The 17,822-nt window shown below is 57.1% G+C and carries 20 protein-coding genes; 9 read left to right on the top strand and 11 right to left on the bottom strand.

Annotated elements, in window-relative coordinates:
• From DK510_RS12085 to DK510_RS12075, 3 genes are all read right to left on the bottom strand, one after another.
• Positions 1–127: GTP-binding protein (locus tag DK510_RS12085; RefSeq protein WP_234998857.1), on the bottom strand; the 127-nt coding region annotated here is incomplete at its 3' end.
• A 113-nt stretch (positions 128–240) separates the two neighbouring features.
• On the bottom strand, positions 241–834 hold the full coding sequence (locus DK510_RS12080; protein WP_058273249.1) for a hypothetical protein: 594 nt from the start codon (positions 832–834) through the stop codon (positions 241–243).
• 97 nt (positions 835–931) lie between these two features.
• Positions 932–3,280: a DNA topoisomerase IV subunit A gene (locus DK510_RS12075; protein ID WP_109312299.1), complete on the bottom strand. Its 2,349-nt coding sequence runs from the start codon at positions 3,278–3,280 to the stop codon at positions 932–934.
• A 228-nt stretch (positions 3,281–3,508) separates the two neighbouring features.
• Between DK510_RS12075 and DK510_RS12070 the strand changes: the two genes are divergently transcribed.
• The 6 genes from DK510_RS12070 (at position 3,509) to DK510_RS12045 (ending at position 7,826) form a co-directional block, all read left to right on the top strand.
• Positions 3,509–4,120: an SH3 domain-containing protein gene (locus DK510_RS12070; RefSeq protein WP_234999046.1), complete on the top strand. Its 612-nt coding sequence runs from the start codon at positions 3,509–3,511 to the stop codon at positions 4,118–4,120.
• A 69-nt stretch (positions 4,121–4,189) separates the two neighbouring features.
• Positions 4,190–5,017 carry an SDR family NAD(P)-dependent oxidoreductase gene (locus tag DK510_RS12065; protein ID WP_109312298.1) on the top strand — a complete coding sequence of 276 codons (828 nt, stop codon included), beginning with the start codon at positions 4,190–4,192 and terminating at the stop codon, positions 5,015–5,017.
• Between the two features lie 80 nt (positions 5,018–5,097).
• A complete protein-coding gene (locus DK510_RS12060) occupies positions 5,098–5,301 on the top strand; it encodes a twin transmembrane helix small protein (protein ID WP_058273252.1) in 204 nt (67 codons plus the stop codon).
• The gene (locus DK510_RS12055; RefSeq protein ID WP_058273253.1) at positions 5,302–5,874 is read left to right on the top strand and encodes a cob(I)yrinic acid a,c-diamide adenosyltransferase; all 573 of its coding nucleotides are present in this window, start codon (positions 5,302–5,304) and stop codon (positions 5,872–5,874) included.
• Positions 5,875–6,138: 264 nt separating this feature from the next.
• The gene (locus DK510_RS12050; protein WP_058278923.1) at positions 6,139–6,897 is read left to right on the top strand and encodes an electron transfer flavoprotein subunit beta/FixA family protein; all 759 of its coding nucleotides are present in this window, start codon (positions 6,139–6,141) and stop codon (positions 6,895–6,897) included.
• Positions 6,897–7,826 (top strand): electron transfer flavoprotein subunit alpha/FixB family protein, encoded by a 930-nt coding sequence (locus DK510_RS12045; RefSeq protein WP_058273255.1) that lies wholly within the window; start codon positions 6,897–6,899, stop codon positions 7,824–7,826. The genes DK510_RS12050 and DK510_RS12045 overlap by 1 nt, the downstream gene beginning before the upstream one ends.
• 64 nt (positions 7,827–7,890) lie before the next feature.
• Here DK510_RS12045 and DK510_RS12040 read toward each other — a convergent pair whose 3' ends face one another.
• Positions 7,891–8,712 (bottom strand): DUF6473 family protein, encoded by an 822-nt coding sequence (locus DK510_RS12040; protein ID WP_234999045.1) that lies wholly within the window; start codon positions 8,710–8,712, stop codon positions 7,891–7,893.
• Positions 8,713–8,874: 162 nt separating this feature from the next.
• Here DK510_RS12040 and DK510_RS12035 point away from each other — a divergent pair, with 162 nt between their 5' ends.
• Positions 8,875–9,750, top strand: a complete 876-nt coding sequence (locus tag DK510_RS12035; protein ID WP_109312296.1) for a 3-hydroxybutyryl-CoA dehydrogenase — start codon at positions 8,875–8,877, stop codon at positions 9,748–9,750.
• Positions 9,751–9,800: 50 nt separating this feature from the next.
• Here DK510_RS12035 and DK510_RS12030 read toward each other — a convergent pair whose 3' ends face one another.
• From DK510_RS12030 to DK510_RS12000, 7 genes are read right to left on the bottom strand one after another with little or no spacing between them, the layout of a single operon-like run.
• Complete coding sequence (locus DK510_RS12030; RefSeq protein ID WP_109312295.1) at positions 9,801–10,700, bottom strand: lysophospholipid acyltransferase family protein; 900 nt, start codon at positions 10,698–10,700, stop codon at positions 9,801–9,803.
• A gap of 39 nt (positions 10,701–10,739) precedes the next feature.
• Positions 10,740–11,009, bottom strand: coding sequence for an HPr family phosphocarrier protein (locus DK510_RS12025; RefSeq protein ID WP_058273259.1), 270 nt, complete (start codon positions 11,007–11,009; stop codon positions 10,740–10,742).
• Between the two features lie 17 nt (positions 11,010–11,026).
• Complete coding sequence (locus tag DK510_RS12020) at positions 11,027–11,419, bottom strand: PTS sugar transporter subunit IIA (protein WP_108861263.1); 393 nt, start codon at positions 11,417–11,419, stop codon at positions 11,027–11,029.
• Positions 11,416–12,297 carry an RNase adapter RapZ gene (gene rapZ / locus DK510_RS12015; protein ID WP_109312308.1) on the bottom strand — a complete coding sequence of 294 codons (882 nt, stop codon included), beginning with the start codon at positions 12,295–12,297 and terminating at the stop codon, positions 11,416–11,418. The genes DK510_RS12020 and rapZ overlap by 4 nt, the downstream gene beginning before the upstream one ends.
• Entirely contained in the window at positions 12,294–12,764 is a 471-nt protein-coding gene (locus tag DK510_RS12010) for an HPr kinase/phosphorylase (protein ID WP_109312294.1), read from the bottom strand. The genes rapZ and DK510_RS12010 overlap by 4 nt, the downstream gene beginning before the upstream one ends.
• 3 nt (positions 12,765–12,767) lie before the next feature.
• Positions 12,768–14,477, bottom strand: coding sequence for a sensor histidine kinase (locus DK510_RS12005; RefSeq protein WP_109312293.1), 1,710 nt, complete (start codon positions 14,475–14,477; stop codon positions 12,768–12,770).
• Positions 14,478–14,509: 32 nt separating this feature from the next.
• The gene (locus DK510_RS12000; protein ID WP_058278931.1) at positions 14,510–15,214 is read right to left on the bottom strand and encodes a response regulator transcription factor; all 705 of its coding nucleotides are present in this window, start codon (positions 15,212–15,214) and stop codon (positions 14,510–14,512) included.
• A 347-nt stretch (positions 15,215–15,561) separates the two neighbouring features.
• On the opposite strand from DK510_RS12000, the gene DK510_RS11995 reads away from it, so the two are divergent.
• Both DK510_RS11995 and DK510_RS11990 read left to right on the top strand, forming a co-directional pair.
• Complete coding sequence (locus tag DK510_RS11995) at positions 15,562–17,160, top strand: phosphoenolpyruvate carboxykinase (RefSeq protein WP_109312292.1); 1,599 nt, start codon at positions 15,562–15,564, stop codon at positions 17,158–17,160.
• 369 nt (positions 17,161–17,529) lie between these two features.
• Positions 17,530–17,820 (top strand): hypothetical protein, encoded by a 291-nt coding sequence (locus DK510_RS11990; protein WP_058273655.1) that lies wholly within the window; start codon positions 17,530–17,532, stop codon positions 17,818–17,820.
• Positions 17,821–17,822 lie beyond the last annotated feature (2 nt).

Raw genomic sequence — 17,822 nt, 5'->3', positions numbered from 1 at the left:
CATACGCTTTGAAGTCACCGAAATACTTGGTGATTGCTGCGGTCAGCGTGGTCTTGCCGTGGTCAACGTGGCCAATCGTGCCGATGTTGACGTGCGGCTTATTACGCTCAAACTTTTCCTTTGCCATTCCTCAGGCGCCCTTTTGCGATTGGGGGGACCCGTGGTCCCGTGTTTACATCTGCGCGCGCGAGATATTGGGTTCAAAGAAGAAAATCAAGCACATCCTGCTTGAAAAGCTGGTTAAGACGCCGGATTTTGGGTGACCTCGACGGATTCCAACGGCTGGATCAGGTCGGGACGCTTGTCGAACCAGCCGTTGTCCTTGTGTTCCTCGGCCAGCCATTCCTCGACACGATCGGCAACCTTGAGGGCCAAACCGTCCATTTGCTCTTCTCTGGTGCGGGTATGCCCGGATCCTGTAAGTGCGCTTTCACCAGTCGTGTCTTCAAGAACCTGGAACTGTTTGCCTTTAGCCAGAAACTCTTTTTTGCGCACGTCGTAAACATTCACCAGAACGATTGCCGTGCTTTTGGGGTTGTAGATCACCGGCACACCCGGAGGGGCCAGCATAAACCCCTCAAGACTGATTCCTATGTCGTATTCCTGGGCACCCTCATACCGGCCAAGCCGAATATTGACGGCGTTCTGAATAGCGTCTTCCCACTCTTTAGGCGTCGCTTCCCGCGACACTGGCCCCTTCCGGGCCTTTTCAGCAAAGGCATAATTCACGCGCAATTTGAATTCGCCCAGCGACTCAGGCTCTTCGTAAACCTGTGTCTGCGTACACGCGCCCATCAGGGCCAGTCCGGTAATCAGGGTCAAAGCTCGCAACATGTTCTCGTCTCGATATGCCTGTTTTTCTTTGATCTAGCGCAACGATACGGCTTGTGCCAAGCCGTATCGGCAGAAATCCACTTGCCTGCGCGCTTACTCACGAAAATTTATAGTCGCGCGGGAAACCATAAGGCGCTTTTTTCCCAACGCTGGCCCGTTTGGCCAGCCACTGTGACATGTCCGCCTCGTGCCGGGTCTTGTCACCGCCCATGGACCACCTCAGCCCCTCTTCCCAGTTGAAGGTCGTGATGTCGGACAGGCCACCATCCAGTTCCAGTGTCCCCTGTCGGCCACGCGCCATATTGTATTTTTGCAGGCGTACGCCCTTACCGCGACCCATTTCGGGCAGCTCTTCCACTGGGAACACCAAGAACTTGCCGTTCTGCGACACAACCGCGACGTGATCGCCCGAAACGGGCTTACATATCATCGCCGTCTCGTCAGCTTTGACGTTCAGCACCTGCTTACCGTTGCGGGTCTGGGCCAACACGTCATCTTCGGGCACCATGAAACCGTTACCCGCGTCTGACGCCACCAACAGCTTGCGCCCTTGCTTGTGGATCAGGATGTCGATGATCTGTGCCTCATTCGGCAGATCGACCATCAGGCGCAGCGGTTCGCCCATACCGCGCCCGCCCGGCAGATTGGCGGCGCTGAGCGTGTAGAATCGTCCGTTCGAGGCAAACACCAGCAAGCGGTCAGTCGTCTCAGCGTGGAATATGAAACGCGGGCCGTCGCCGTCCTTGAACTTTAACTCGCGCATAAGGTCGATGTGACCGGTCATGGCGCGAATCCAACCCATCTGAGAGCAGACAACCGTGATCGGTTCTTTGTCGATCATTGCCTCAAGCGGCACTTCTTCAACCTGCCCGGCTTCGGCGAATTGGGTTCGGCGCGCGCCACCTTCATAGTCTTTGCCAAAGGTCTTCTTGGTCTCTTTCAACTGCTCGGCGATTTTGGCCCATTGCAGGGCCGGGTCGGCCAGCAGGTCTTCGAGATTGGCGCGTTCCAACATCAATGCGTCGCGCTCACGAACCAGTTCCATCTCTTCCAGACGGCGCAAGCTGCGTAGGCGCATGTTGAGGATCGCATCGACCTGAACCTCGGACAATTCGCCCTCGCCCGGCTTGGGCGACACATAGTCCGCCTCGCTGGTGGCGCGGATATGGTCGATGCCCCAATCCTCGCGCATCAACGCGGCTTTGGGGTCGTCGTCGTAGCGGATGATGTCGATCACACGATCCAGGTTCAGGAAAGCGACGATAAAGCCTTCCAACACCTCCAACCGGTGGTCGATCTTCGCCATACGGTGACGCGAACGGCGCAGCAGCACCTCTTGCCGGTGATCAAGGAAAGCGCGCAGCACTTCCTTCATCGAGCAGACCTTGGGCGTCACCCCGTCGATCAGCACGTTCATGTTCAGGCTGAATCGAACCTCAAGGTCCGAGCTGCGGTAGAGCATGCCCATCAAAACCTCAGGGTCCACGTTCTTGGAGCGCGGTTCGAGAATCAGGCGGATGTCATCTGCGGATTCGTCGCGTACGTCGGCAAGGATCGGGATTTTCTTGGTCTGGATCAGTTCCGCGATCTTTTCGATCAGTTTGGATTTCTGAACTTGATAAGGGATCTCGGTGACAATGATCTGCCACTGGCCGCGGCCCAGATCTTCGACCTCGTATTTGCACCGCAGACGGAAAGATCCACGCCCGGTTCGATAAGCCTGCGCAATATTCTCTGGGGGCTCGACGATAATGCCACCGGTCGGGAAGTCCGGACCCGGCACATAGTTCAGCAACGTATCATCGCGGGCATCCGGCACCTTGATCAGATGCAAACAGGCATCACACAGCTCGGCAATATTGTGCGGCGGGATGTTCGTTGCCATGCCCACCGCGATCCCGCTGGACCCATTGGCCAGCAGGTTCGGAAACTGCGCCGGCAGTACGACCGGCTCGGACAGCGTGCCATCATAGTTGTCGCGGAAATCGACGGCGTCTTCGTTCAGCCCCTCAAGCAACGCCTCGGCCACGATGGTCATCCGCGCCTCTGTGTAACGTGAGGCCGCCGGGTTATCACCGTCGATGTTGCCAAAGTTGCCCTGCCCGTCGACCAGCGGGTAGCGAACGTTGAAATCCTGCGCCAGACGCGCCATCGCGTCGTAGATCGCGGCGTCGCCATGCGGGTGATAGTTACCCATCACGTCGCCGGAAATCTTCGCGGATTTACGGAACCCGCCCGTTGCGCTGAGTCGAAGCTCGCGCATCGCATAGAGGATTCGCCTGTGCACAGGCTTCAGCCCATCGCGCGCATCAGGCAATGCCCGGTGCATGATGGTGGACAGCGCATAGGTCAGATAGCGTTCGCCAATCGCGCGGCGCAGCGGTTCAGCTATCTCGCCCCCATTGTCGGGGGCCTCCATATTGGGGTCGTCGATCGTATCGTTCATATATGATGTGATACGCCGCAAGCGCGCGCTGGTAAAGCAATCAGCTTAGATTTTGCTGGGGACAAGTCGCGCTTTTTGCAACAGGGGGAGACAAGTCCCGGAATTCCCCCGGTTTTCGACTCGGACCGAGAAATATGGTAGGCTGTCTTCATTAGACTGCTGCCAAAGACTGCTGCCAAAGACTGCTGCCAATTTCTTGTACCTGACGATTGACTTGGGGGATGCGCCATGACGCGCCTTATTATTTTGACTTTCACCGCACTTGGCTGGTGTTTTTACGTTATGAGCGGCGGACCAGATTTCGAACCGCGCGGCTTGCGGAGCGATCAACCCGTGCGCGTTGCTTCTGTACCCCAACCTGCGGAGGTAGCACCCACCCGGGTAGAAGAACTTGTGACCAGTGTGGCCGTACGGGCTCCGACCGTGCGTGCTCAACCTCAACTTGAACCCGAAGAGATCGTGCAAATCGTGGCCGAACCAGCCAGCCTTCAGTCTCTGTCCGGCATCTCGGTGTTCGATGATCAGAGCGCAAACATCACGCTTGCTTCGCTGGAAGACGGCGTGGCGGGATTGCGTCAGACCGATGATGCGCCCCTGCCGGAAACATCAGAGGCCGCGGCGATTCCCGAACCTGAAAAAGACATCCGCGAAATCTCGGGAACGCGGGTGAACATGCGCGATGGGCCTGGCACCATATACCCAATTGTCGGCAAAGCGGCCATCGGACAAAAGGTCGAAGTACTGAGCGATTCCGGAACCGGCTGGCTGCGCCTGCGCGTGTTGCCCGCGCAACAGGTCGGTTGGATTTCCGCCTCACTGGTTCGAAAAATTCAAAACTGACGCTGCACCGTCATTGTCCTGACCCACACCTCGCAATAGCTTTGGCCTGAATTGAAGGTCAGGAAGATCATGCAGAAAACCATTCTTATCACCGGCTGCTCATCCGGCATCGGTCTGGACGCGGCACACGGTATGCGTGCACGCGGTTGGCGTGTCTTTGCATCCTGCCGCCAGCAGCGTGATTGCGACCGGCTGCGCGCGCAAGGCTTTGAAAGCCCGCGCATAGACTATACCGACGCCGCAAGTATCGCCTCGGGCCTGACCGAAGTGCTTGAGGCCACCGGAGGCACGCTGGATGCGCTGTTCAACAACGGAGCGCACGGCTTGCCCGGCGCAGTTGAAGATCTGCCGACCGAAGGGCTCCGCGTGATATTCGAGGCCAACTTCTTTGGTTGGCATGAACTGACACGGCTGGTGATTCCAGTTATGCGCGCGCAAGGACATGGGCGAATCGTTCAGAATTCGTCGGTTCTGGGCCTGGTGGCCTTCCCATGGCGCGGCGCATATGTCGCCACAAAGTATGCCATTGAAGGTCTTACCGACACGCTGCGTCTGGAACTTACCGGGACGAATATCAAGGCCATCCTGATCGAACCCGGCCCAATCACGTCGAAAATCCGCGAGAATTCGATCCCTTTCTTCGAGCGTTTCATCAACTGGGAGAACTCGGCTCTGCGCGAAAAATACGAGGCTTCGCTGTTGAAAAGACTGTACGAATCCTCAGGCCCGGACCGGTTCGAACTGCCTGCATCAGCGGTGACCGACAAGCTGGCCCATGCGGTTGAATCAAAAAGGCCGCGCGCGCGCTACTATGTCACTACGCCAACCTATATCGCCGGATATCTGCGCCGCCTTTTGCCCACCCGCACCATCGACCGCATTCTGTCGGACGTCTGAGGCGAAATTACCCGTTCGCTTTTCATGTACATGAGGCTAGATGATAGCCAAACGAAACAAGAAACGCGGACGGTGTGCTTATGGACCTTTTGATGGTCATTTTGCTGTTGGCCATGGCGGCGGTCGTCGTCGTGCTGGCGATCGGCATCTCCAATTTCGGCAAAAGCGGCAAAGCTGCTGCGATGAAAAGCAACAAGATGATGCGCCTTCGCATCCTGTTCCAGTTCATTGCTGTGGTGCTGATCGTGCTCTACGTCTACCTGCGCGGACAAGGAGCTCAATAAATGGTCGTTCTGAACAAGATTTACACCCGCACCGGCGATGATGGAAAAACTGCGCTGGGCAACGGCGAAAGGGTCGCCAAGTATTCTGGTCGCGTGGCCGCGTATGGGACCGTTGACGAACTGAACGCTTTTGTTGGCGTTGCTCGGACCGAGGCGGAAGGCGACGTCGATGCCGCCCTGGCGCGCATTCAAAACGACCTGTTCGATCTGGGCGCAGATTTCTGTCGCCCCGACATGGAAAAAGACGCCGAGGCGGACTACCCGCCCCTACGCATCGTTGCATCTCAGATTGATCGGTTGGAAGGCGAGATTGACGTGATGAACGAAACGCTAGAGCCGCTGCGCAGCTTCATTTTGCCCGGCGGGTCGCGTCTGGCAGCGAATCTGCATGTCTGCAGAACCGTATCCCGCCGCGCCGAACGCCTTGCGGTCGAATTGACCAACATGGAGCCCGTGAACGCAGTCGCGGTGAAATACCTCAATCGTCTGAGTGACTGGTTTTTTGTTGCCGCCCGCTGCGCCAACGAAAACGGAACTGCGGACGTTTTGTGGGTTCCGGGCGCAAACCGCTGAAGTTGGCGCGGGATCCGGCGAACCCTGCAGCGACCAACAAAGCAAAACCCCAGCCAAACGGGTGGGGCCCAAAGCTCTGGCACCGGCCACCAAAGCAATAAAATTTCACGCCGTTGCGTCAAAATACATGAAACGCGACGTCTCAAGTTCATGACGTGACGATTTTGCCCTGTTGCAGCGTGAACTGAGACGCTATTCAGTCCCCCGAGAGCATTGGTGGAGTCGCTTCGCGGCTTACCGTTTTTTGTGAGGAGCAAGCGCAAAATGAAGGTACTCGTGCCTGTCAAACGCGTGATTGACTATAATGTGAAAGTTCGCGTGAAAGCGGACGGTAGCGGTGTTGATCTCGCCAATGTCAAAATGTCGATGAACCCGTTCGACGAAATCGCTGTGGAAGAAGCGATTCGCCTGAAAGAAGCAGGCAAGGCTGACGAAATCGTTGCGGTTTCGATTGGCGTCAAGCAATCGCAGGAAACCCTGCGCACCGCACTGGCCATGGGCGCTGACCGCGCCATTCTGGTTGTTGCCGCCGATGACGTCCATCAAGACATCGAACCGCTGGCCGTTGCCAAGATCCTGGCCAAAGTGGTCGAGGAAGAGCAACCCGGCATCGTTTTGGCTGGTAAGCAAGCGATCGACAACGACATGAACGCTACCGGTCAGATGCTGTCGGCCCTGCTGGGCTGGTCGCAAGGCACCTTCGCGTCCGAGCTGGACATCGAAGGCGACAGCGCCAAGATCACCCGTGAAGTAGACGGCGGCCTGCAGACCATCAGCGTCAAGATGCCGACCATCGTCACTGTTGACCTGCGCTTGAACGAGCCGCGCTATGCGTCTCTGCCGAACATCATGAAGGCGAAGAAAAAGCCGCTGGACGAGAAAACCGCCGCCGATTACGGCGTCGACGTCACACCGCGTTTGGAAGTTGTCAAAACCGAAGAGCCGCCGGCACGTGCTGCTGGTATCGTCGTCGGCTCGGTTGATGAGCTGGTCGAGAAACTCAAAGAAGCGGGGGCTGTGTAATGGCTGTTCTTCTTCTCGCAGAAGTCAACAACGGCGAACTGGCGATGGATGCCACCGCCAAAGCTGTCACGGCCGCAAAGGCACTGGGTGACATCACCGTTTTGGCCGCGGGCGGTTCTGCCGCTGCTGCCGGTGAAGCCGCCGCCAAGATCGACGGTGTGTCCAAGGTACTGGTTGCCGAAGACGCGTCGCTGGGTCACCGCCTGGCTGAATCGACCGCGGCGCTGATCGTGGGTCTGGCTGATGGCTATGAGCACATCGTTGCCCCAGCGACCACCGACGCCAAGAACGTGATGCCGCGCGTTGCAGCCCTGCTGGACGCGATGGTGATCTCGGATGCATCCGGCGTGGTTGACGGCTCGACTTTTGAGCGTCCGATCTATGCGGGCAACGCGATCCAGACCGTGAAGTCACACGATGCCAAGAAAGTCGTCACCTTCCGTACCGCGTCCTTTGACGCGGCTGGCGAAGGCGGCTCGGCTGCGGTTGAGACCATCTCGGTTGGTGACAACCCAGGTCTGTCGTCATGGGTCGAGGACAAGGTTGCCGCGAGCGACCGTCCGGAACTGACCTCGGCTGGCGTTGTTGTCTCGGGCGGCCGTGGTGTCGGCTCGGAAGAGGACTTCAAACTGATCGAAGGTCTGGCTGACAAGCTGGGCGCCGCTGTTGGCGCATCGCGCGCCGCCGTGGATTCGGGCTATGCACCGAACGACTGGCAGGTCGGTCAGACCGGTAAGGTTGTTGCACCCGACCTGTATGTCGCGATCGGCATTTCGGGCGCGATTCAGCACCTGGCTGGTATGAAAGACTCGAAAGTCATCGTTGCGATCAACAAGGACGAAGAAGCGCCGATCTTCCAGGTTGCGGATTTCGGACTGGTTGCAGACCTGTTCCAGGCCGTACCCGAACTGACCGAGAAACTCGGCTAACCGCTGGCTTAGCTTTTTCATCGCGAAATTTGGAAAGGCCCGCTAATTGGCGGGCCTTTTTTTATTAATGCAGATTGCGTATTGGTCCCATCAAAGCTGCCGCAATCGCCCGATGGGCAGCTGGGCCAATCATGTGCTCTGCCATTGGCTGTTGCAGTGTACCGAACAACATGTCCTCAATCTCGTCAGACTGGCCGCACACATGGGTTTTGACGTCGGCGATATCCGTGCAGGATTTGCCAACGACCTGGATCATCTGATCCGTTACGTCGACATCGGCGAAGTCAATGTGATGCGCGCCCTGCTCTCCTCGAAGGACCTGCAGCCGCAAGAGGATCACCGGGGTTTCGAGGCCTTGCAAAAATTCACCAATCTTCCGAACCCAGTTTCGGCGCAGTTCGTCCAGAACAACTTCGATGCGCGCGTCGCGAACCTTTTGCAGGCAGGTCATCAGATGGCGCACGAAATGAAACTCGGTGAAGTCGATTTCGGGATACAGGCTGATCAAGTCCTTGGTTGGCGCCAAAAACCGGTCGTTGCGCCTGGAATGAACGCGATAAAAACGATTGGACTGCCCAAGAAGCCCTGGCGCCTGCATGACGCACAGATCTGCGCCCCTTAGCAAATTGCACAACCCCATGTCATCACACAACGCGTCAACGCCGCTGAACAGGCATCCAAAGTTCAGAACGCGTCTTTCAAGCCGGTCTTCGAGAATAGCTGAGAATGGCCGGTCGACGAATCGCCCAAATGTCTCATCCCCGCCAACGCAAGCTGCGTAGGGTTGATCCAGAACACGCCGAGCACCGCGAAACCACAGCCGCGATCCGTCATATTGGCATACCTCATGCCCGGGTCCCCCCGAGCCTGTTTGATGATAGCTCATATCACTCACCCATTTTTCACCCGGTTGCCATCTTGCAGCCGCAAGTCTTGAGAAAATCCTAATGTGCGCATTTGAAGCAAAATCGAACGGTCGGATCCCCTTGCCGCCCGCCCCGATCTGTCGATACTGTCGCCGTATCCCGAGACACAAAGGCACCTGAACATGGATGTAAAATCGGTCGGAGTGATTGGCGCAGGTCAGATGGGCAATGGCATTGCTCATGTTCTGGCGCTGGCGGAGTATGACGTTCTGCTGAACGATGTCTCGCAGGACGCGCTGGACAGCGCCGTAGCGACGATTGAAGGCAATCTGGTTCGACAGGCATCAAAAGGCAAAATCTCGGACGAAATGATGCAAGCCACGCTGAGCCGGATCAACACGACGTTGGAGCTGCCCCAGTTGGGTCAGACCGATCTGGTGATCGAAGCCGCAACCGAGCGGGAAGCAATCAAACAGGCGATTTTCGAGGACCTGCAGCCGCATCTTCTGCCCCATACGATTCTGACATCCAACACGTCCTCAATCTCGATTACCCGCCTGGCCAGCCGAACGGATCGGCCGGAACGCTTCATGGGGTTCCACTTTATGAATCCGGTGCCCGTGATGCAACTGGTCGAGCTGATCCGGGGGATTGCCACGGATGAAGAGACGTTCAAATCGTGTAAAGCGGTTGTGGACCGGCTTGGCAAAACCGCAGCTAGCGCGGAAGACTTCCCGGCCTTCATCGTGAATCGCATCCTGATGCCGATGATCAATGAGGCCGTATATACTCTCTACGAAGGGGTCGGCAGCGTGCAGTCGATTGATCAATCGATGCGGCTAGGCGCAAACCACCCAATGGGCCCGCTGGAACTGGCTGATTTCATTGGGTTGGACACATGTCTGGCGATTATGAACGTGTTGCACGACGGGTTGGCAGACACCAAGTATCGGCCCTGCCCACTGCTGACAAAATACGTCGAAGCCGGCTGGCTTGGCCGTAAGACCGAACGCGGGTTTTATGATTACAGAGGTGAAACACCGGTCCCAACGCGCTAAAGGGGCCCAGCCCCCTCGCCCGGGATATTATGAGCCAAATGAAGAGCGGATCAGGAATCGCGTGATTTACCAAGCGCCATTGTGCGTTTTCTGAGCCACGCCATGAAACCGCGCGGATCACTTTCCAGCAGCTTCATATCCTCGTCCGAAATCGGCTCGCCAATCACCGGAGATTGCGGCTTGTTGCAAGAGCGAACGATCTCATGCAACAGAAGCCCCTGTCGTAGGATCGGCGACAGCTTGTTGGCAATCTGATAGGCGCGTGAATTGCTGCCGGGGAAGAAAATCGGAACCACCTGCGCGCCGGATCGGCGGATCATCTTGGCGGTAAACACATTCCATTCCTGCTCTTGCGCAGGACCGAACCAGTCGTCCGAGGACATCACCACACCCGACGGGAACAGCGCAACCACGCCACCTTCCTTCAGGTGTTCCATCGCCTTGCCACGCATCTCAAGCATTTTGGCTTGCGCTTCGGGGTCGTGTGGAAAAGGAACCGGGATCATGAACGAGGTCGCGGCCTCATCCAGTCCAGTCAGGACCGAGCGGGTCAGGATGCGGTAGTCATTGCGAACCTGCCCGATCAATTCGGCCAGTATCATGCCGTCGACCATGCCATGCGGGTGATTGGCCACGACGATCACAGGCCCTTCTTTCGGGATATTTGCATATTGGTCCTGCGGCGTGGTCAAGTTGATTCCCATGACCTCAAGCGCACCGCCCCAGAACCTTTGACCACGATAGTATTCGTTCTTTTTTTCGAACTTATTGACCATCCGCAGAATGGTTAGCTTACCCGTACACCATTCGATGGCGCGGATAGCTGTAGACGTCCAAGCATCGTCGAAGGAATTCGCATAGGTCAGGGTTCTACGATCATAGATTTCGCCCTGATCTTCCGTCCCGTCCACCACCGGGCCTGTCTTGGTCTCGTGCGTCGTTTGCGCCAATTCCTGGTTTTCCCGTTCTTCGTATCGCGACTGGCAGGATTAGAACCCTTCCCCGAACTTTCCGTTCACAAGGGTTTCCAATGCATCCGCCAACGCCTCAGCATCCGGTCCGGACGTCTCGACGTCAATAGTCGTTCCGCGAGACGCTGCCAACATCAAAAGACCCATGATGCTGTCCCCTGATGCAGAAAGTCCGTCTTTGGACACCTCTGCCTGCGCGTCAAACCCCTCAACTACTTCGACCAGCTTAGCCGAGGCGCGGGCGTGCAGGCCTTTTTCATTGATTATTTTCAAGCTTCGGTTGGTCATTCTTAATCAATCCGGTCTTAATCTAACGTCACGTTTTGGGCATTGATATATTTGCGTCCAGCCTCCATCGCCCGCCGGACCGCATCCCCGATCGGCAGGTGGCGACTTTTGGCCAATTTAATCAGCATAGGCAGATTTGCACCGTAAAGAATACGCCGGTCCTGCGGCGCACAGGCCTTCAGACTTAGATTCGACGGGCTGCCGCCGAATAGATCCGTGACGACAACCACACCGTCGCCGACATCGACACCGTCAGCGGCGGTGCAGATTTCTGACTGCTTGGCTTCCCGGTCGTGGTCAGCCTCAATAGAGATTGCGGCCAGGCCCGGTTGATTTCCGACAACATGCTGCATTGCGGCCAGATATTCCTGAGCCAGCCCGCCATGTGCTACGAGTACGATCCCGATCAATCCAGCCTCTCATTCAACGATCGACGTTCCATTTCGCGGTGCCTAATTGCCACTTGCTGCCCTTCCTGTGCAAGGGCCTTTGCGACCGCTTCTGCAGTTGCGACCGATCTGTGTTGCCCTCCGGTACACCCGAAGGCCACCGAGAGATGCGCTTTGCCTTCGGCGCGGTAGGCTGGAAGTAACAATTTCAGCAGATCGACAACACGGTCAAAAAACGGCGCGTAATTCGCGTCAGACTGTACATAGTGCGCCACGTTCTGGTTTCGACCATCTTCGGCTCGCAATTCCGGACGCCAGTAGGGATTCGCCAGAAACCTGCAATCAAAAACCATGTCCAATCCGTGCGGCAAACCGCGTTTGTACGAAAAAGATTCGATGGATACCGCCAGATGTCGACCGCCTTCCGGAGCGAACCAATGCTCGACCTCCTTGCGAAGCTGGTGAACGTTAATCTGGCTGGTGTCGATCAGAATGTCCGCAATTTCTCTGATCGGGGCCAACAGCCCCTTTTCCTGCAATACACCGGCTTCAGGGCCTGCATCGGCCGCAACCGGATGGCGCCTTCGGGTTTCCGAAAACCGCCGCAACAGCACTTCGTTTCGGCAATCCAAATAGAGAACCGTCAGCTCGACTTGTTCGGTCCGCCGCAGCCGCATAATAAGATCAATGAACCCGATGGTCGAGAAATCGCGATTTCGTGCATCGATGCCCAACGCCATTGGCCGATCGTTCTCCGGACCGTCCAACAAACGCATCAAAAGGCCCATCGGCAAATTGTCGATGGCTTCGAACCCCAAGTCTTCAAGCACACGGATCGCCGTTGTCCGCCCAGCACCCGAAGGGCCGGTGATCAGAACGATCCGCCGCTGTTGTTTCATTTGCTGGGCCATTCCGGGTTCACGCGCCCCATTTTAATCAGTTGCATCAATGCCGAAGCCAAGTTGGGGACGCCGCGCCCGCGAAGCAAGGGCACAGTTTGCCCAAGGGCTCGGATCGAGATCGGATCTGGCAAACGTGCTTCTTCCCGCTGGTCCAGATCCACCACATAGCGCAGGCCCACTGGTCCTACGGGTGGCGCGCGCAACAATCCGATACCGCGGGCCTCAATAAAGCCGCGGATATTTGGGGCCGCATCAGCAGTCACTTCACCGCCGTTATTGCGTAAAGCCACGCGGTCATCACCGACAAGTTCGGCACCCAGCGCCATCATCTGCAAGACCAGCGCGGATTTTCCCGCTCCTGACGCGCCAACAACCAGCAGACCGCGCCCGCCAACAGCCACGCAGCTGGCGTGAAGTGTGGCACTGTCCTGTTTTTCCAAATCATAGATTGACAGGGCACTCATGATTTACACGGGCAAGCCGACTACAAAGCGCGCGCCTAGCGGGTCCGAGGTAATATCGGCATCGGTAGGCCGGATGTTTTCGGCCCAGATCACACCACCATGTGCTTCGACAATCTGCTTGGAGATTGCCAGCCCCAGGCCCGAGTTATTTCCGAAGTGCTCGGCGGGACGCTCGGAATAAAATCTTTTGAAGACCTTGGTCAGGGCCTGCTCCGGAATGCCGGGGCCGGTGTCTTCGACCACGACCAGCACCCTGTTTTCGCGCCGCCGGACCCAGACGCGGATCGCATCGCTTTCCCCGCAGAACGAGGTGGCATTGGTGATCAGGTTGACAAAGACCTGCGCCAGTCGCGCCTCCAGCCCGTTGATTATGATCGGATTGGATGGCAGGTCGGATATATAGTCGATGCCCTTTGCCCGCGCATCTTCACCCAGATGCTGGCTAATATTGCCAACCAGCTTCACCAGATCAAATGGCAGTTCTTCTTCCTTGACTAGTTCGGCATCCAGACGGGACGCGTTCGAGATATCGCTGACCAGACGGTCCAGACGCCGAACGTCATGTTCGATCACACCCATCAGTTTTTCACGTTGGTCATCGCGTTTGACCATTCGTAACGTTCCCACAGCAGATTGAAGGCTGGCCAGAGGGTTCTTGATTTCATGCGCGACATCAGCAGCGAACTGTTCGTTCGCATCAATTCGGTTGTACAGTGCTGTCACCATGCCCCTCAGCGCGCGACTGAGCAGACCGATTTCATCCGGACGTGCGGTCAGGTCAGGGATACGGATGCGGCCAGGGTTGACGCCGGCGCCCCGGTCCTTGCCCAGCTCGGCGGCTGCCGCAAGATCCGCCAACGGGTTTGCGATGGTTGAGGCGAGAACAAGGCTCAGTCCGATCGAAACAAGAAGCGCGACAACAAACATCTGAAGGATGCGCTCCTGCTCGCGACGGGCGAGGGCGTCAATCTCTCCGGATGGACCGGCCATGGCAACGGCCCCCACGGCGACGCCATCCTGCAAGATCGGGGCGGCTGCCACGATGACCGTTTCGCCAAAGTCATCCTTGACGGCCTGCACCTGCATCTGCCCCTGCAGCGCGCCGGGCACTATGGTCTGAACCCGTTGCGCCAGCGTAGGCGCTTCGCTGGGTTCTGTGGAGGTGAACACGCGCGACAAACCCGTCCACACGGCGTTCAAGGCGTCGCTGATCAACGTACTGCCGGTTTGCACCTCAGACTCGGACGCCAACAGCGCCTGCTCGGATGCGGCGCCACGCGCCCATCCAATCAGAGTTCCCCGTTCGTCATAGACAAAGACTTCGCCCCCTTGGGGCAGTGTGAGGCCCTCCAGCGTGTCCTTTACGTCCAGTGTGCCGGCATCCTGCGACAGGCCGGATGCTGTCTGGCGCAGCTGTGCTTCGAACACGTTGCTGACCAGTTGCGCATCCCCGATCAGATTGCGCGCGGTCTGCTGAACCTGCTCATCACGGGAATCGTCCAGATACAGCAACCCGGTGACAAGGATCACCAAGGCGATCAGGTTGAGCGTGATGATTTTGCGCGCAAGCGGCGAGCCGCGCATTGCAAACAGGCCGCGATGGCGGCGCGCATGCCGAAGTTCGGCTGACTCAGGATCCTGTGGGATGACCCAATCATCCCCTAGAACGACATCACCGTCCCGCAATTCGCTGGCTTGTTCTGTATCCCGCACGAGACCCGGTTACCCCTAGTATTTGGCCACGCCTATTCTTCGTTGTACCTGTACCCAATTCCGTACAGTGTTTCGATCGCCGAAAACTCGGAATCTGCGGCGCGCATTTTCTTGCGCAGTCGCTTAATGTGACTGTCGATCGTACGATCGTCCACATAGACCTGATCGTCATAGGCAACATCCATCAGCTGATCGCGGCTTTTGACAAAGCCCGGTCGCTGGGCCAGCGCTTGCAACAGCAGGAACTCGGTCACGGTCAAAGAAACGTCCGAGCCCTTCCAGCTGACCGCGTGGCGCAGAGGATCCATCCGCAGATCGCCGCGCTCCATAACCTTGGCGTCACCTGTGTTGGCGGTTGTCACATCGCCAGTTGTCGCCTCTTGCCGGCGCAGCAGCGCGCGGATGCGTTCAACCAATAGACGCTGAGAAAAAGGTTTCTTGACGTAATCGTCCGCGCCCATGCGCAGGCCGAGAACCTCGTCAATTTCGTCATCCTTGGATGTAAGGAAAATCACCGGCATCTGGGTTTTCTGCCGCAGCCGCTGCAACAGGTCCATCCCGTCCATCCGCGGCATCTTTATGTCCAGAACAGCCATATCGGGCAGTTTTTTGTTGAAAGCGTCCAGCGCTGCCTGCCCATCATTATAAGTCTCAACCTCGAACCCTTCGGCTTCGAGCGTCATGGATACGGACGTCAGAATATTTCTGTCGTCGTCCACCAATGCAATCTTCGACATCGGGTTAACCCCTATTCCTGCTCACTCACGCAATATTTCGCTTATTAGTAGGGCATCTTTGTCGTTTTTATGGCCGCGAATCAATCCGTATCTGCGAATCGTGCGATTGTTGTCACACAGATGCGGCAAAAAAGCCGTTAATACGCGCGTAAAAGCGCCTTGTTTTCTGGCGGGAAATTAGTGGTGGCGCTAAACTTTGACTTGGTTGCGCTAACTGCGCCAAACCGTCCTGTTCATGCCCCAAACGACCATGTTAAGACCCGCGCATCCGCCGGTTTTTCCCGGTATACTGCCCCAAGAGCGCTCCCGGCCCAACTGCCGGCGCGCCGCCACAGGAGAAGAAACGCATGACATCTGGACGGGTTAACCCGCAATTCCGCCTCGAAGATCAGGGCATCGAGGGTCTGGGCAATGTCTATTACAACTTCATGGAACCGGCGCTGATCGAAGAGGCGCTGAAGCGCGGCGAAGGCACTCTTGGTAATGGCGGAGCCTTTCTGGTTACCACCGGCAAATTCACCGGCCGTTCGCCCAAGGACAAACACGTCGTCAAAACCGACAGTGTTGCCGATACCATCTGGTGGGAAAACAACGCCGCGATGACCCCCGAGGGTTTTGACGCGCTGTATACCGATATGCTCGAGCATATGAAGGGCCGTGATTATTTCGTGCAGGATCTCGTCGGCGGCGCCGATCCCGCCTATTCGATCAATGTGCGCATGGTCACCGAACTGGCATGGCACAACCTGTTCATCCGCCACTTGCTGCGCCGTCCGGATCGCGAAGATCTGGAAGAGTTCATTGCAGATTTCACCGTCATCAACTGCCCTAGCTTTCTGGCCGACCCGGCCAAGCATGGCTGCCACAGCGAGACCGTGATTGCGCTGAACTTCGACCGCAAGATGATCCTGATCGGCGGTACGGAATACGCGGGCGAGAACAAGAAATCGGTTTTCACCCTGCTGAACTACATGCTGCCTGAAAAAGGCGTGATGCCGATGCATTGTTCGGCCAATCACGCCGTTGGCAACCCGGTCGACACCGCCGTGTTCTTTGGCCTGTCCGGCACCGGCAAGACCACCCTGTCTGCAGACCCTGCCCGCACGTTGATCGGCGATGACGAACATGGCTGGTCGGATCGCGGCACCTTCAACTTCGAAGGCGGTTGCTATGCCAAGACCATCAATCTGAATGCTGAAGCCGAGCCGGAAATCTATGCGACAACCAGCAAATTCGGCACTGTGATCGAGAACATGGTCTTTGACCCCGAAACCAAGGAACTGGATTTCGAGGATGACTCTCTGACCGCGAACATGCGCTGCGCCTATCCGCTTGAGTATATCTCGAACGCCTCGAGCAGCGCGCTGGGTGGGCACCCCAAGAACATCATCATGCTGACCTGTGACGCATTTGGTGTACTCCCTCCGATCGCACGGCTGACCCCGGCGCAGGCGATGTACCACTTCCTTTCGGGCTTCACTTCGAAAGTGGCGGGAACAGAGCGGGGCGTCACCGAGCCTCAGCCCACCTTCTCAACCTGCTTTGGCGCGCCCTTCATGCCGCGTCGCCCGGAAGAGTATGGCAACCTGTTGCGCGACAAGATCGCCCAGCATGGGGCGACCTGCTGGCTGGTAAACACCGGCTGGACTGGTGGTGCCTATGGTGTTGGCAGCCGTATGCCGATCCGCGCGACCCGCGCGTTACTGACAGCTGCCTTGGAAGGATCGCTGCGCGACGCCGAGTTCCGCAAAGACGCCAATTTCGGCTTTGACGTCCCGGTATCCGTGCCTGGCGTGGCCGAGGTTCTGCTGGATCCGCGCCGCACTTGGGATGACCAGGCCGCATTCGACAAGCAGGCTGAAAAACTGGTGCAGATGTTTGCCGAGAACTTCGAGCAGTATCTGCCCTTTATTGACGATGACATCAAAGCCGTCGCAATCGGTTGATATCAAAGGGGGCGGTTTGCGCCCCCTTCCTCTTCCCACAGACGAGTAACTTCGCGGTAATCTTCTTGTGGTTGTATAATGCACCTTGCATATACAAATTCATTGCCCGCTGCAGCAGATTGCAGTACTCCACTGTGTCATTATGACGTAAAAGCCCGGCGCTTTCGCACCGGGCAGGAAGTAAAAAGACCTTGGGGACACTCAATGAGCGCGCACTCACATTCGCGATTTGAGCAACCTAATCAGATATCTAGTGTAATCCATCGGGGATGGGTGTCAACATGAGACGTGCTGAAAAAATTCAGTTTCGGCGAGTTTCTAACTTTCGCTTTAGCGCGAAAGGCGACAGGGAAAACGACAGGTAAACAAATGACGGAAATCTCGAAACTGACCGAACTTCGCAAATTGATGCAGAGTATGGAACGGACGCTTGGGCTGGAACAACTCTCTCCGGTTGAGCGTGACATTTACTACGCGGCTGAAGAATTGTCGAAAGCCGATCAGGAAGTCCGTACGTTCGGTTTGATCGAGCATACCCTTGTTCAAAGCGTCTCGCGCCCGACGTTTTTCCGTGCGCTGAAATCGCTGGTCCAAAAAGGCTATCTGTCTCAAAGCGGCAACGCCAACCGGGGGCGGTATATCGTACATGCGCCCAGGTGACA

It is taken from the genome of Ruegeria sp. AU67 (assembly GCF_900312795.1).
Lineage (GTDB): Bacteria > Pseudomonadota > Alphaproteobacteria > Rhodobacterales > Rhodobacteraceae > Ruegeria > Ruegeria atlantica.
The sequence above is the reverse complement of the archived record's forward strand: the minus strand, read 5'-3'. Positions and strand labels throughout refer to the sequence as shown.

Excerpts from the sequence above, each read along its gene's own strand:
- DK510_RS12080 (WP_058273249.1), bottom strand. The coding sequence starts at position 834 with ATGTTGCGAGCTTTGACCCTGATTACCGGACTGGCCCTGATGGGCGCG.
- DK510_RS12075 (WP_109312299.1), bottom strand. The coding sequence starts at position 3,280 with ATGAACGATACGATCGACGACCCCAATATGGAGGCCCCCGACAATGGG.
- DK510_RS12070 (WP_234999046.1), top strand. The coding sequence starts at position 3,509 with ATGACGCGCCTTATTATTTTGACTTTCACCGCACTTGGCTGGTGTTTT.
- DK510_RS12065 (WP_109312298.1), top strand. The coding sequence starts at position 4,190 with ATGCAGAAAACCATTCTTATCACCGGCTGCTCATCCGGCATCGGTCTG.
- DK510_RS12060 (WP_058273252.1), top strand. The coding sequence starts at position 5,098 with ATGGACCTTTTGATGGTCATTTTGCTGTTGGCCATGGCGGCGGTCGTC.
- DK510_RS12055 (WP_058273253.1), top strand. The coding sequence starts at position 5,302 with ATGGTCGTTCTGAACAAGATTTACACCCGCACCGGCGATGATGGAAAA.
- DK510_RS12050 (WP_058278923.1), top strand. The coding sequence starts at position 6,139 with ATGAAGGTACTCGTGCCTGTCAAACGCGTGATTGACTATAATGTGAAA.
- DK510_RS12045 (WP_058273255.1), top strand. The coding sequence starts at position 6,897 with ATGGCTGTTCTTCTTCTCGCAGAAGTCAACAACGGCGAACTGGCGATG.
- DK510_RS12040 (WP_234999045.1), bottom strand. The coding sequence starts at position 8,712 with ATGAGCTATCATCAAACAGGCTCGGGGGGACCCGGGCATGAGGTATGC.
- DK510_RS12035 (WP_109312296.1), top strand. The coding sequence starts at position 8,875 with ATGGATGTAAAATCGGTCGGAGTGATTGGCGCAGGTCAGATGGGCAAT.
- DK510_RS12025 (WP_058273259.1), bottom strand. The coding sequence starts at position 11,009 with ATGACCAACCGAAGCTTGAAAATAATCAATGAAAAAGGCCTGCACGCC.
- rapZ (WP_109312308.1), bottom strand. The coding sequence starts at position 12,297 with ATGAAACAACAGCGGCGGATCGTTCTGATCACCGGCCCTTCGGGTGCT.
- DK510_RS12010 (WP_109312294.1), bottom strand. The coding sequence starts at position 12,764 with ATGAGTGCCCTGTCAATCTATGATTTGGAAAAACAGGACAGTGCCACA.
- DK510_RS12000 (WP_058278931.1), bottom strand. The coding sequence starts at position 15,214 with ATGTCGAAGATTGCATTGGTGGACGACGACAGAAATATTCTGACGTCC.
- DK510_RS11995 (WP_109312292.1), top strand. The coding sequence starts at position 15,562 with ATGACATCTGGACGGGTTAACCCGCAATTCCGCCTCGAAGATCAGGGC.
- DK510_RS11990 (WP_058273655.1), top strand. The coding sequence starts at position 17,530 with ATGACGGAAATCTCGAAACTGACCGAACTTCGCAAATTGATGCAGAGT.